This is a genomic window from Ruegeria sp. YTSC230 (assembly GCF_059609665.1).
In genome coordinates this window covers 211,123-223,694 of the sequence record NZ_JBXWMC010000001.1, presented here as the reverse complement: position 1 = coordinate 223,694, position 12,572 = coordinate 211,123, and the positions used below count along the sequence as shown (strand labels likewise).

13 protein-coding genes are annotated in these 12,572 nt (G+C 57.8%); 5 read left to right on the top strand and 8 right to left on the bottom strand.

Going from position 1 to position 12,572, the window contains the following annotated elements:
• Nucleotides 1–134: 134 nt before the first annotated feature.
• The 5 genes from AC2FD9_RS01085 to rpiA form a co-directional block, all read right to left on the bottom strand.
• On the bottom strand, nucleotides 135–329 hold the full coding sequence (locus AC2FD9_RS01085) for a DUF2065 domain-containing protein (RefSeq protein WP_282118760.1): 195 nt from the start codon (nucleotides 327–329) through the stop codon (nucleotides 135–137).
• The gene (gene hflC, locus AC2FD9_RS01080; protein WP_108858947.1) at nucleotides 329–1,225 is read right to left on the bottom strand and encodes a protease modulator HflC; all 897 of its coding nucleotides are present in this window, start codon (nucleotides 1,223–1,225) and stop codon (nucleotides 329–331) included. The genes AC2FD9_RS01085 and hflC overlap by 1 nt, the downstream gene beginning before the upstream one ends.
• Nucleotides 1,225–2,370 carry an FtsH protease activity modulator HflK gene (hflK, locus tag AC2FD9_RS01075; RefSeq protein WP_108858948.1) on the bottom strand — a complete coding sequence of 382 codons (1,146 nt, stop codon included), beginning with the start codon at nucleotides 2,368–2,370 and terminating at the stop codon, nucleotides 1,225–1,227. The genes hflC and hflK overlap by 1 nt, the downstream gene beginning before the upstream one ends.
• A gap of 72 nt (nucleotides 2,371–2,442) precedes the next feature.
• The gene (gor, locus tag AC2FD9_RS01070) at nucleotides 2,443–3,801 is read right to left on the bottom strand and encodes a glutathione-disulfide reductase (RefSeq protein ID WP_496834955.1); all 1,359 of its coding nucleotides are present in this window, start codon (nucleotides 3,799–3,801) and stop codon (nucleotides 2,443–2,445) included.
• Between the two features lie 323 nt (nucleotides 3,802–4,124).
• Nucleotides 4,125–4,910: a ribose-5-phosphate isomerase RpiA gene (gene rpiA, locus AC2FD9_RS01065; RefSeq protein ID WP_496753592.1), complete on the bottom strand. Its 786-nt coding sequence runs from the start codon at nucleotides 4,908–4,910 to the stop codon at nucleotides 4,125–4,127.
• 167 nt (nucleotides 4,911–5,077) lie between these two features.
• Between rpiA and AC2FD9_RS01060 the strand changes: the two genes are divergently transcribed.
• The 4 genes from AC2FD9_RS01060 to AC2FD9_RS01045 are packed head-to-tail and all read left to right on the top strand — an operon-like array spanning nucleotide 5,078 to nucleotide 8,543.
• Entirely contained in the window at nucleotides 5,078–5,779 is a 702-nt protein-coding gene (locus AC2FD9_RS01060; RefSeq protein ID WP_496834953.1) for a glutathione S-transferase family protein, read from the top strand.
• A 1-nt stretch (nucleotide 5,780) separates the two neighbouring features.
• Nucleotides 5,781–7,154, top strand: coding sequence for an L-serine ammonia-lyase (locus AC2FD9_RS01055; RefSeq protein WP_496835498.1), 1,374 nt, complete (start codon nucleotides 5,781–5,783; stop codon nucleotides 7,152–7,154).
• Nucleotides 7,155–7,178: 24 nt separating this feature from the next.
• The gene (locus AC2FD9_RS01050) at nucleotides 7,179–7,589 is read left to right on the top strand and encodes a GFA family protein (protein ID WP_496834951.1); all 411 of its coding nucleotides are present in this window, start codon (nucleotides 7,179–7,181) and stop codon (nucleotides 7,587–7,589) included.
• A gap of 39 nt (nucleotides 7,590–7,628) precedes the next feature.
• A complete protein-coding gene (locus tag AC2FD9_RS01045; protein ID WP_472723490.1) occupies nucleotides 7,629–8,543 on the top strand; it encodes a DMT family transporter in 915 nt (304 codons plus the stop codon).
• Here the strand turns inward: AC2FD9_RS01045 and AC2FD9_RS01040 are convergent.
• The gene (locus AC2FD9_RS01040; protein WP_496834949.1) at nucleotides 8,488–9,195 is read right to left on the bottom strand and encodes a thiamine diphosphokinase; all 708 of its coding nucleotides are present in this window, start codon (nucleotides 9,193–9,195) and stop codon (nucleotides 8,488–8,490) included. The two genes, AC2FD9_RS01045 and AC2FD9_RS01040, sit on opposite strands and share 56 nt — an antisense overlap.
• 121 nt (nucleotides 9,196–9,316) lie before the next feature.
• Between AC2FD9_RS01040 and AC2FD9_RS01035 the strand changes: the two genes are divergently transcribed.
• Nucleotides 9,317–10,948, top strand: a complete 1,632-nt coding sequence (locus AC2FD9_RS01035; RefSeq protein WP_496834948.1) for a hypothetical protein — start codon at nucleotides 9,317–9,319, stop codon at nucleotides 10,946–10,948.
• A gap of 74 nt (nucleotides 10,949–11,022) precedes the next feature.
• Here the strand turns inward: AC2FD9_RS01035 and AC2FD9_RS01030 are convergent, their stop codons facing one another.
• Nucleotides 11,023–11,265 (bottom strand): DUF2842 domain-containing protein, encoded by a 243-nt coding sequence (locus AC2FD9_RS01030; RefSeq protein ID WP_109311720.1) that lies wholly within the window; start codon nucleotides 11,263–11,265, stop codon nucleotides 11,023–11,025.
• Nucleotides 11,265–12,557, bottom strand: coding sequence for an adenylosuccinate synthase (locus AC2FD9_RS01025; protein WP_058276100.1), 1,293 nt, complete (start codon nucleotides 12,555–12,557; stop codon nucleotides 11,265–11,267). Before AC2FD9_RS01025 ends, AC2FD9_RS01030 begins: the two co-directional genes overlap by 1 nt.
• Between the last annotated feature and the right edge of the window lie 15 nt (nucleotides 12,558–12,572).

Here is a 12,572-nt window from a genome sequence, read left to right as displayed (position 1 = left end):
CACTTGGGAACTCCTTGTCAACAAGTCTTGTAAAACTGCCCTCGGGCAAATCTTCTCAGGAACCAATGTAGTCGGTTTGTCCTTGCCCGCAACTCGGGATCGCGGGGAAATCACCTGCAAGTGAGGTCACCGCATCAAAACCCAACCTGATAAGCCCCCCATAGCAGGACAAACCCACTAACTACGCTCAGCAGACCGGCCAGCCGCCGCGCCTGCTCGGGCAGTGACCGCAATGCCTCTAACATGCGCTCAATAAGCGAAGGGGCTAGCGCATAGGCCAGCCCCTCTACAATCAATACCAGCCCGAAAGCCAGAAGGATCAGTCCCATTATTCGGAGGCCGCAGCAGCCGGAGCTGGTCGTCCGGTCGGCGAAGCGAGGTAGTTGAAGAACTCGGAATCCGGGCTCAGAACCAACGAGCTATTGCCGCCCTGCAACGCGTTCTCATACGCAGTCAGCGAACGGTAGAATTCAAAGAACTCCGGGTCCGCGCCGTAAGCTTCGGCAAAGATCGCGTTACGTTCGGCGTCCGCTACACCACGGGTAATTTCCGCCTCACGACGGGCATCTGACACCAGTTCGACCACGGTCCGGTCAGCTTGCGCACGCACACGCTGCGCCGCCTCGTTACCACGGGCACGTTCGTCTGTTGCTTCACGTTCCCGCTCGGCCTTCATACGGTCGAAGGTCGCCTCAAGGTTGGCCTGCGGCAAGTCGGTCGCCTTCAATCGCACGTCGATTACAGTCACGCCCAGCGCCTGTGCTTCGGCAATCGCGCTGTTTCGGATGCGCAGCATCAGCGCCGCACGGTCCGAGCTCAGGATGTCACGGGACGAAACCGAACCCAGCACTTCGCGGGTTTCGGCCCGCAAAATACGATCCAGGCGATCCTCGGCAACCGGGATACCACCGACACCAACGGCCTGACGGAACTGATTCAAATCTGAAATCCGGTAACGTGCGAATGCATCGACAACCAGACGCCGATCGTCCAGAGGGGTCACCTCAAGGGGCTGTACGTCAATCGACAGGATACGGTCGTCATAGCGGACAACTTCTTGAATCACCGGGATTTTGAACGCCAAACCGGGGTCTTCCTTGACCGCGACGACACGACCAAATTGCAAGACCAGCGCGCGTTCACGTTCATCCACGATAAAGATCGAAGACAGGCCAACGACACCAAGGATCACGACTAGAATGAGGATAATGGGTGATTTACGCATCAGTTGCTCTCCCCGGCTGGGCTACGACGCAGCTCGTTCAGCGGCAGATAGGGCACAACACCCTGCCCTTGCCCGGATGAATTCTGGTCCAGAATGATTTTGTCAACGTCGCCCAAAATCTGCTCCATACGTTCCAGATACAGACGTTTCCGCGTCACATCGGGTGCTTTGGAATATTCTTCCAGAACTGCGCTAAAGCGGCTGGCTTCACCCCGCGCACTGTTGATCTGTTGGGCACGATATCCTTCGGCCTCTTCCAGAACCTGCGCAGCTTCGCCGCGCGCTTCTGCCAACACCTTGTTCGCATAGGCATCGGCTACGTTCTGCAACCGGTCCCGTTCCTGCGCAGCAGCCTGAACGTCGCGGAAGGCGGCGATCACGTCCTGCGGCGGGTCGGCTTTGTCAAAGTTGACGCGGACGATATTGATCCCTGAATCGTAACTGTCCATCGTGGATTGGATCAGTTCCTGCAAGCGATCCGCGATGACACCACGATCCCGGTTCAGAATCGGTGCAAGCTCGCTTTGAGCGATAATCTCGCGCATCGCTGATTCCGATACCGCCCGGATCGTTTGGCGCGGATCCCGCAAGTTGAACAGGAACTTCGCAGGGTCATTGATGTTCCAGACGACTTGATAGTCGATATCGACCACGTTTTCGTCGCCGGTCAGCATCAAGCCATCATCGCTGCCGCGCGCGCCGCCCATATCTTCGTTCTGTTCACGGGTGACCGGGATGACTTCGGCGGTAACGAAAGGCCAGGGCGCAAAGTTTAGACCCGGATTTCCGACGGCCGAGAATTCGCCGAGGAACAACTCAACCGACTGTTCTTCGGGCTTGACCGTGTAAAAACTGGCCGCCCCCCACAATACCGCCGCGACGACGACACCAATAAGAACCGTACCTTTTGTGAAGATGGGGCCACCGCCGCCAGAGCCCTGACCGTTGCCACCTCGGCCTGAACCGCCGCGGCCGCCCATAAGGACGCGCAGCTGTTCCTGGCCTTTCTTCATCAGCTCATCAATCTCGGGGATCTGCGGACCATCGCCTTCGGGGGGCTTGCGCCCATCACCGTTGTCACCCCGATTTCCTCCGCCGCCCGAGGAGCCTCCGCCCCCCCAGGGGCCGCCGCTATTGCCCGCCATATGTATCTATTCCCTTGTGTTGGACCGTGTGATCACGGGTTCCCTTGTAACTTGTGTGCGCGCGGTTGCAAATCAAGCAGTGCGCACAGGTTGCCGCATTGTTACCAATTCCTCTGCCATCACCGGATGAACGGCAACCGTGCGGTCGAAATCTTCCTTGGTTGCGCCCATTTTGACGGCAATGCCAGCCAGCTGGATCATCTCACCCGCGCCCGGCGCGACGATGTGGCAGCCCAAAACTTTACGAGTCGCCTGGCTGACGATCAGCTTCATCAACACGCGCTGCGTTCCACCGGCAAAGGCTTTTTGCATTGGCTTGAACGATGTCGCGTAAACCTCAATCGGTTCCTGTGCCGCGCCTTCTTCTTCGCTCAGGCCCACGGTGCCGAATTCTGGTTGGGTGAAGATCGCGGTCGGGATCAGTTCATGATCCACAGGCGTCGGGTTGCCTTTGAACACGGTTTCGACAAAGGCCATCCCCTCGCGGATCGCGACGGGTGTCAGGTTCACGCGGTCGGTCACGTCGCCGATGGCATAGATCGAGGGTACGCCAGTCTGGCTGTACTCATCCACCACGATCTCACCTTTGCGGCCACTTTCCACGCCCAGCGCCTCGAGGCCCAGATTATCCGCATTCGGGGCACGCCCGGTGGCGTACATGACCACGTCGAACTGATCCTCGGTGCCATCGGTGGCCTTGACGCGGATCTTGTCGCCTTCTTTGGTCATTTCCAGCACATTGGTGCCCAAACGAACATCGATGCCGTTCTGGCGCATCTCTTCGCAGATCAGGCCACGTGCTTCTTCGTCGAATCCTCGCAGAATTTGCGCACCGCGATAGAATTGAGTGGTTTTGACGCCCATCCCGTTCATGATTCCGGCAAACTCGCTGGCGATGTAGCCGCCACCGACAATCAGAATGCTTTGGGGCAGCTTCTCAAGGTGGAAGATCTCGTTCGACGTGATCGCCAGGTCCGATCCCGGGAACTCGGGCACGACCGGACGACCGCCTGTAGCGATCAGGATGTGCTTGGCTGTCTTGCGTGTCCCATCCGCCAATTCGACCGTATGTGGATCCACAACGGTCGCCCGCTGGTCAAAACTTTCAACGCCGTTGTTTTTCAGGATATTGCGGTAGATGCCTTCAAGCCGGTCCAGTTCAGTCACCAGCTTGCCGTGAAAAGTATCCCAGTTCAAAGCACCGGCCTGAATGTCCCAGCCATAGGCTTGCGCATCACCGACCATACCCGAGAATTCGCTGGCGAAGACCATCAGCTTCTTGGGCACACAGCCTCGGATGACACAGGTGCCGCCGTAGCGGTCTTCTTCGGCCAGCCCCACTTTGGCACCGTTCTCACCAGCTGCCACACGTGCGGCCCGGACCCCACCTGAGCCTCCGCCGATAACGAACAGATCATAGTCAAAGCTCATTTGTCCTGCCTCTTCCAAATTTCCGCAAGCGCCCGCAGGCCTTGCATGGGGTGTACTCTATCTCGCGCTGCTGTCCAGAGTGATCGCCGGGGCTCCGGCCTCTTCGGTTGCTCGAACTTGCGCAGGGAACCGCTGCAGCGTTGTGAACAAACGCCCAGATATGGTTGCATTTGTTTTATTCAACGGCGGCCTCCGCGTCTTGGATTGGTCAAACCAAGTGCCAAATTGTACGTGTCCCAAATCGTTCGCGGTCACGACTTCACTCAAAGCAATGTAGCGTCCGAATAAAACGAGTGAAGAAAAGCGATCTGTGTCTGCTCCGCTTAATCCGCCAGATCCGAGAACAAGTTCTCGCCTGCCTCCACCGCCTGATCAAGTTCGATCGTTCCATCGTTGATATCGCGCAGCTCGACCCGACCATCGCCGTGGCCGATCACAACTTTGTCACAGATGTCGATGAACAAACCATTCTCGACCACACCCGGGACCTGATTAAGCACCAGCGCCAGTTGCCTGGCATTTCCGATGCGCTGAAGGTGGAGGTCCAGAATGTGATTGCCCTCATCCGTGACAAACGGCGCCTCTCCGTTCATGCGCAGCGCGGCAGAAGTGCCCAGAACGTCCATCGTATCCAGCGCCTCTTGGATCAGCGTTCGCGTTGTCTGCCAGCCAAAAGGGATAACCTCGACCGGTAACGGGAACGCGCCTAGCGTTTCGACCTCTTTACCGGCATCTGCAATAACGATCATCTGATCGCTTGCCGTGGCAACGATCTTTTCCTGCAGATGCGCGCCGCCGCCGCCTTTGATTAGGTTCAGATCGCCGTCAAATTCATCCGCGCCGTCGATGGTCAGATCCAGCCAACCCGCCTGATCCAGCGAGACGACCTCGATCCCCAACTCACGGGCCAGTTGCGCGGTGCGGGTTGAGGTCGGAACAGCCTTGATCCGCAAACCTTCCTCCTGCACCCGCTCCCCCAGACGGCGGACCATCCAGGCGGCCGTTGATCCGGTGCCCAGCCCAACGCGCATCCCGTCCTGAACCATGTCAGCGGCCCGAAGCGCCGCGGCATATTTGGCTTTGTCTATGGGTGACAAATCTCCGGTCATTGTTGCATTCCCCCTTGGTATTGCGGAATTTATACGGAATGTCCGACGCAACTGCGAGCGCCAATTGGCCGATCCAACAGGCCAACTTGTCGCGAAACTACGCGTTTCCTATTGGAAACGTCGCAATCGAGACGTTCGACATCCCTGCTGGTGTATAAATACAGCCTATGAACGCGCCCTATAGATTGCACTTTGCCCCCGACAATGCCTCTCTGGTGATCAGACTGGTGCTGGAAGAGATGGGCCTGCCTTATGAGACGGCTTTGGTGGATCGACGGCAAAACGCACAGGATGGCGCGGCTTACAGAGGGTTGAATCCGAACGGCCTGATCCCGGTTCTTGAAACGCCACAAGGTCCGATCTTTGAAACAGCCGCCATCCTTTTGTGGCTGGCAGATACACATGCGCAACTGGCTCCCGCCTCTGACAACCCGGATCGGGCTGCGTTCCTGAAATGGCTCTTTTTCGCATCGAACACTTTACATGCCGATCTGCGCATCCTGTTCTATGCCGAAAAATACACCGACGCGGCACAGGCCGAAACCTTGCGCAACGGTATCCGCCCGCGCCTACGCCAACATCTTCGGGTTCTGGATGACGTTGCTAAAACTGCGCCCAGTTGGTTGCACGCCGATCAACCCTCGGTCCTTACATACTACCTTGCCTGCCAGATGCGGTGGATGTCCCTTTACCCGGAGCGCGCTGATCGCAGTTGGTATCAATTGGCGGATACGCCTTACCTACAATCCATTCTGATGCGCCTGGAAAGCCGTCCCGCAACCCGGGCTGCCATCGCGGCCGAGGGGTTGGGGGTTACCCCCTTCACCAGTCCATCTTATGCTCACCCTCCAGAAGGCTCTGCTACCTGATATGTTCTTGTCTGTTTTTGATATGTTCAAAGTGGGCATCGGCCCGTCCTCGTCACACACAATGGGGCCGATGGTTGCCGCCGCACGGTTTCTGGACCTGATGCGCGCCTCGCCGTTTGAATTCGCCGGTCTTCGCGGATCGCTGCACGGATCGCTGGCTTTTACTGGCGTAGGTCACGCAACAGACCGAGCTACGATCCTTGGACTGGCCGGGTTTGTTCCTGACACCTATGACAACGACAAGGCCGAGGCCGCGTTGGCCGCTATTGCTGAAACGCACTCAGTCACGCCCGAGGGGTTGCCGACCCTGCAATTCGATCCAAAGGCCGATCTGATCTTTGACTACGACCACAACCTACCCGGTCATGCCAACGGCATGATCTTGATGGCGACAGACGCGCAAGGCGACGTGATCCTGCGGCAGGTCTATTATTCCGTAGGCGGCGGTTTTGTCCTGACCGAGGAAGAACTGGCCGATGGCAAAGCCACCAATGACGGCCCTGCCGTGCCTTTCCCGTTTCACTCGGCGGCCGAAATGCTTGAGATGGCAAACGCTAGCGGCAAAAGCATCGCCCAGATGAAGCGCGAGAACGAAATCGCGCGGGGCTGTGCGGACAGTTTCGCCAAAGGCACCGCGCGCCTTTGGGAAGTCATGAACAACTGTATCGAACGTGGACTGAAGACGGATGGCATTCTACCCGGCGGCCTGAAAGTGCGCCGCCGCGCCAAGGGCATTTACGACGCACTGCTGGCCGAGCGAGGCATGAACCTAAACGCACCGCACACCATAAATGACTGGATGAGCGTCTATGCGATGGCGATAAACGAGGAAAACGCGGCTGGCGGGCAAGTCGTCACTGCGCCCACTAACGGGGCAGCTGGTACGATGCCTGCCGTACTGCGCTATTACCTCGACCACGTTCCCGGTGCCTCGGAAAGCCATATCGAGGACTTCCTCCTTACGGCAGCGGCCATTGGCGGGCTGGTCAAATACAACGCCTCGATCTCGGGTGCAGAAGCCGGTTGTCAGGCTGAAGTTGGAAGCGCCTCGGCAATGGCTGCAGCGGGCCTCTGCGCCGTGATGGGTGGTACGCCCGAGCAGGTCGAAAACGCCGCCGAAATTGCATTGGAGCATCATCTAGGCATGACCTGCGACCCGGTCGCTGGTCTGGTGCAAGTTCCTTGCATCGAACGCAACGGGTTGGCGGCCATCAAAGCCGTCTCGGCTGCTTCACTTGCGCTGCGTGGCGATGGGAAACACTTCGTGCCGCTGGATTCAGTGATCGAAACCATGCGCCAAACCGGGCATGATATGCACGAGAAGTACAAGGAAACGTCTCTGGGCGGGTTGGCCGTAAACGTGCCAAACTGCTGACAGTGACAGCAATGGAGGTCAACGATGCAAGGACATTGCCTGTGCGGAACGATTCGGTACGAGGTTGTTCCTCCGGTCCTGTCCTGCGTGAGCTGCCATTGCGATAGTTGCCGCAGGCAATGTGCGGCCCCGATGACGACCTATTTTGGCGTGCGCGACGGGCAATGGCGCTGGATTGGCGAGTCTCCGAAAAACTTTAACTCCTCGCCCGGTGTCGAGCGCAGCTTTTGTCCCAATTGCGGCACGCCGATCTCGTTTCGATCCCAAGCCATGTCGGACGTGCTGCATCTGTATGTCGCCACATTAGAGGATCCCAACCAATTGCAGCCCACGCTGCACGTGGCCCATGAAGAACGGCTGGATTGGCTGAAACTGGACGACGACCTGCCCGTCTGCATCGGACCCGACTACACGAAGGTGCAGCCGATTTCATAGAAGCTTTCAACCGGGTGCCAAAACCCGTAGCGTCGCCGCATGACCCAGGATCGTCCCGTCTTTGGCATCTTCTTGATGCTGTGTTTTTGCGTGCTTGCACCGATGGGCGATTCCATCGCCAAGCTGCTGGGTGAGACGACACCGGTCGGCGTTCTGGTGTTTATTCGCTTTGCCGTTCAGGCGTTGATCCTGATACCTTTGGTGGCCCTGACCAGGCGGCACTGGCGCATGCGTGGACGTCTTGTGTGGCTGGCGTTCATCCGAACGGTTCTGCATATCGTCGCTATCGCGGCAATGTTCAGCGCACTGCAATACTTGCCGCTGGCGGATGCAGTCGCCATCGCCTTTGTCATGCCCTTCATAATGTTGTTGCTGGGCAAGTACGTGCTGGGTGAAGAGGTCGGTATGCGCCGCCTGATCGCCTGTGTTGTCGGGTTCGTGGGCACTCTGCTGGTCATCCAGCCCAGCTTTGTTCAGGTCGGTGCCGCCGCTCTGTTACCCTTGGTCGTTGCGATTGTCTTTTCCCTTTTCATGTTGGTGACACGACAGATTGCCAAGGAAACCGACCCAATAGCCTTGCAGGCCGTATCCGGAGTGATGGCGACGGTTCTGCTGCTGCCGGTTCTGGCGCTGGGAACACTCGGCAATGTTTGGGAGCTGTCTTTCATTGTTCCCGAGCGTGAAAGTCACCTGCTGCTGATCGGAATCGGTGTCCTGGGCACTGTCGCGCATCTATTCATGACGTGGTCGTTGCGCTATGCGCCGTCCGCCACGCTGGCCCCCATGCAGTATCTTGAGATCCCGGTGGCGACGTTCTTTGGCTGGTTGATCTTCCATGACCTTCCGGATGGCATGGCCGCTGTCGGCATTGGTATCACCGTCGCCGCAGGCCTGTATGTCATTCTGCGCGAGCGGGCCAGCGCCCGGTCTGCCCCGACAGAAACGCCTGCATAACCTGATCCAGAGCGTATCGCGGCACCATCACCAGCAATCCCGGCGCATCCACCGTCAGTTCAACATCCGCCAGCGCGCGGTTGGATGTGCCTACCTGCCCGCCTGGTTCCATCACCAAATCGTCGATGGGCCACTCCAGCCCTCTGCTGGTACCGGTTACCCGCTGAAACGGAAAAAATGAAACGACATCGCCAACGGTGATACACAGGGAAATCTGTGGAGGCGCGTGGAAGACGACCTCGGTCTCGCCCAACAGGACACAGGGGCGATCCTGTCTCTGAACCAACGTGTTAAGAACAGCAAGCTGATGGTCCAACCTCCCGCCCAAGAACCCTGCCCCCAACACAACAGGCGCGTCGATGCTGCGCAGGGCCTTGTCAAAATCCGTGCTGTTTTGTTCCCGTATGGGATACAACCGGTCCACTGGAATTTGGTCTTTGTGTCGGCTGTCCAGCGAATCGAAATCACCAATCACGGCATCAGGGAGGCGACCCGATTCTACCAATGGGGCGGCACCACCATCGGCCGCCACGACCGTATTGGCGCGAATCAGCATCACCTCCAGGTCGTAAGGGCCGATTTCCCCACCTCCGACCAGTGCAATTGGCTCAAATGACCGTACAATTGGGCGTTTTTTACTTAGATTGATCATTTTTCCCGGATTTGGACACATTGAGACCACAAAATGATAGGTTCATGCAGAGAGTTCCGAGCCAATAGGTGTGCCTGCATAAGGTGGTTGGCTCTCGTAGTTTGTAGAGGACGTGCGTCTGATGGTACAGAACAACAAGGTATTGACCGTTTCTTATGGAACCTTCTCCTGCACTTTGGAAGGATTCGACGATTCATTCGAAACGATGAAGGCAATCGCAGAATACTTCCGTGATCTTTCTGCCGACGATCGGTATTTTGGTTCTGAACCCCCACAGCCTGACGCAGAAATGCTGACCCGGATCGCACAGCGTGACGCCGCAAAACATGTAGAAGCCAGCCAGAGCGATTCCGGCCTGTTGCTGCGCGCGACCCAGCAGGCTGCAAAGCCAGCCCCAGCTGTGGTTCCAACCGCGGCGCAAGCAGACCCCCAAGTAATGAGCCCCAGTGCCACCCCCCCTGCACAAGGGGCCGAGTCGTTCTTTGCTGATGCCGAGCCGGTTGAAAGCGCGCCTGCCCCAGCTGCCGACAGCATTGCCGCAAAACTGCAGCGCATCCGCGCCGTCGTTTCGCATTCCGAAGAAAACTCGGTGATTTATACGGAAGACGAAGACACAAGTCTGGGTAATCAGCCAGCTGCCCCGAAGGATGCGGTCGCCGCCGCGTTTGAGGCGGGTTCGCTCGAGGCGTCGGACCTTTCGGAATCGGACAAGCCCGAAGCAGCCGCTGAACCTATGGCACCAGCTTTTGAGGCAGAAGAAATCGAGGACACCCCTGCCGTGGCAGAGCCAGTGGCAGAAGCCGAAACAACGGAAGAACCGGTAGAACCCGTACAGCCGTTCTCTATGCAGCAGGACGCCGACTATGAAGACGAGGAAGAGGCGCCCACGCCATCGGCACTGTTCACCGATCTTGAAGAAACGGCCGAAACCGATGAGCCCGGCAATATCCTGAGTGAAGAGACCGAAGAGGATCAGATCGAAGAGGTCGCAGAGACCCAAGAGGGTTATCTGACCGCCGAGGATGAGGCCAATGTTCTAAGCGAGATTTCGAAGGTCGAGGCCGCAATGGACGGTCAATCATCGAACGAAACTGCCCTGGATCAGGATTTGTCCCGCCTGATGGACAAGGCCGACAGCCAGATGGATGACCCGGCGACCAGCACGCAGCGCGAAACCTATTCGCATCTGCGCACGGCCGTCGCCGCAACCGAAGCTGAGCGCGAGGACCGGCCCCAGCAAGAAGAGTCCGAGGAAAGCGGATATCGCGGCGATCTGACCTCGGTCGTCAGCCCGCGCCGCCCCGAGATTCAAGTCACCAGCATGCGCCCTCAGTCGGACACCTCGTCGCCGCTGAAACTGGTTGCGGAACAGCGTGTCGACGCAAGGGAACAGGACTCCGGTCCGGTGACCCCGCGCCGCGTTACGTCCAAGTCAGAAGACGAAGCAGGCGACTCCAACGAAGAAGGTGGTTTTGCCCTGTTTGCACAGGAACAAGGCGCACAATCGCTGCCCGACCTGTTGGAAGCTGCAGCCGCCTACTTGTCGTTCATCGAAGGTCAGGAACAATTCTCGCGCCCGCAGTTGATGAACAAGATTCGTTCGCTCAAGCAGGATGACTTCAACCGTGAAGAAAGCCTGCGCTCGTTCGGTCAATTGCTTCGGGACGGCAAGATCGAAAAAGCCGGTGGAGGTCGCTTCGCTGCATCAACGCAGATCGGGTTCCGTCCTGACGATGAGCGCGCCGCAGGCTGAACTTAAATAATCAAAAGAAAAAGGGGCCGATGCAATCATCGGCCCCTTTTTTGTAAGGTAAAAGAAGTGCTCTCTCAATCTTCCGACTGATCCGGGTCTGCTTGCCCAACGCCTTTGAACACGAACTTGAAGGGCAAGGCCCACACGATGCCCAGACCGACATAGACCAGCAGTTCAAGCCAGATCGGCGGGCGATCAAGCCAGTTCACAACCGTCACCACAGCCACGATATAAAGCGGCAATCCAATCAGCAAAAGCGCCAGAGACCAGCGGCGGCGCGCCTTATAGCTGAGGCCTTGTTTCTGTTCCTCTGCCATCAGTCTGCAAACGGGTCTGTCACCAGAATGGTGTCATCCCGCTCCGGGCTGGTGGACAAAAGGGCGACGGGACAATCGATCAGCTCTTCGACCCGGCGCACATATTTGATGGCATTGGCCGGCAGATCCGCCCAGCTGCGCGCCCCTTCGGTGGATTCGCTCCAACCCGGCATCTCTTCATAAATCGGCTTGCAGCGCGCCTGTTGGTCGGCGGCGGTCGGAAGATAATCCAGACGTTCTCCGTCCAGCTCATAGCCAACGCAGATTTTCAGGGTTTCGAATCCGTCCAGAACGTCCAGCTTGGTCAGCGATATACCGTTCACACCGCTGGTCGCGCATGTTTGGCGCACCAGGCAGGCATCGAACCAACCACAACGACGTTTGCGGCCTGTGGTCGTCCCGAACTCGTGCCCACGCTCACCAAGCCGCTGACCATCGTCGTCGTCCAGCTCGGTTGGGAACGGCCCCTCGCCTACACGGGTTGTGTAGGCTTTGACGATGCCCAGAACGAAATCGATAGAACCCGGACCGATTCCTACGCCTGTGGAAGCTTGACCGGCGATAACATTGGACGACGTCACAAACGGGTAAGTTCCGAAATCAATATCCAGAAGCGCACCTTGCGCGCCTTCGAACAGGATACGCTTGCCGGCCTTGCGCTTTTCGTTCAACACTTTCCAGACGGGTGCAGCAAACGGCAGAATTTGCGGCGCGATCTCTTTAAGCTGAGCGATCAGAGCATTACGATCAATCGGCTCCAGCCCAAGGCCGTTTCTCAGCGCGTTGTGGTGAACCAAGGCGCGATCAACTCGCAATGCCAGCGTTGCATCGTCTGCAAGATCAGCCACTCGGATCACACGTCGGCCAACCTTGTCTTCGTAGCAAGGACCTATGCCGCGGCCGGTTGTCCCGATTTTCGCAACGGAGTTTTGACTTTCACGCGCCCGATCCAGTTCACCATGGAACGGCAGGATCAACGGCGTATTTTCAGCAATCATTAGATTTTCAGGGGTGATTTCGACGCCCTGAGCCTGAATGGTTCCTATCTCTTTGATCAGGTGCCAAGGATCCAGCACAACACCGTTTCCGATGACACTCAGTTTTCCGCCGCGAACAACACCGGACGGCAGCGCATGCAGCTTGTAGACTTCACCATCGATGACCAGCGTGTGACCGGCGTTATGTCCGCCCTGAAAGCGTGCAATTACGTCTGCACGCTCGCTGAGCCAGTCGACGATCTTGCCTTTTCCTTCGTCACCCCACTGGGCGCCGACAACAACCACATTGGCCATATCCGGTCCTTTTGC

Bases quoted from the DNA above. Each gene is read 5' to 3' on its own strand.
- AC2FD9_RS01040 (WP_496834949.1), bottom strand. From the start codon at position 9,195: ATGATCAATCTAAGTAAAAAACGCCCAATTGTACGGTCATTTGAGCCA.
- hflC (WP_108858947.1), bottom strand. From the start codon at position 1,225: ATGCGTAAATCACCCATTATCCTCATTCTAGTCGTGATCCTTGGTGTC.
- AC2FD9_RS01045 (WP_472723490.1), top strand. From the start codon at position 7,629: ATGACCCAGGATCGTCCCGTCTTTGGCATCTTCTTGATGCTGTGTTTT.
- AC2FD9_RS01025 (WP_058276100.1), bottom strand. From the start codon at position 12,557: ATGGCCAATGTGGTTGTTGTCGGCGCCCAGTGGGGTGACGAAGGAAAA.
- AC2FD9_RS01050 (WP_496834951.1), top strand. From the start codon at position 7,179: ATGCAAGGACATTGCCTGTGCGGAACGATTCGGTACGAGGTTGTTCCT.
- rpiA (WP_496753592.1), bottom strand. From the start codon at position 4,910: ATGACCGGAGATTTGTCACCCATAGACAAAGCCAAATATGCCGCGGCG.
- AC2FD9_RS01030 (WP_109311720.1), bottom strand. From the start codon at position 11,265: ATGGCAGAGGAACAGAAACAAGGCCTCAGCTATAAGGCGCGCCGCCGC.
- AC2FD9_RS01035 (WP_496834948.1), top strand. From the start codon at position 9,317: ATGGTACAGAACAACAAGGTATTGACCGTTTCTTATGGAACCTTCTCC.
- AC2FD9_RS01085 (WP_282118760.1), bottom strand. From the start codon at position 329: ATGGGACTGATCCTTCTGGCTTTCGGGCTGGTATTGATTGTAGAGGGG.
- gor (WP_496834955.1), bottom strand. From the start codon at position 3,801: ATGAGCTTTGACTATGATCTGTTCGTTATCGGCGGAGGCTCAGGTGGG.
- hflK (WP_108858948.1), bottom strand. From the start codon at position 2,370: ATGGCGGGCAATAGCGGCGGCCCCTGGGGGGGCGGAGGCTCCTCGGGC.
- AC2FD9_RS01060 (WP_496834953.1), top strand. From the start codon at position 5,078: ATGAACGCGCCCTATAGATTGCACTTTGCCCCCGACAATGCCTCTCTG.
- AC2FD9_RS01055 (WP_496835498.1), top strand. From the start codon at position 5,781: ATGTTCTTGTCTGTTTTTGATATGTTCAAAGTGGGCATCGGCCCGTCC.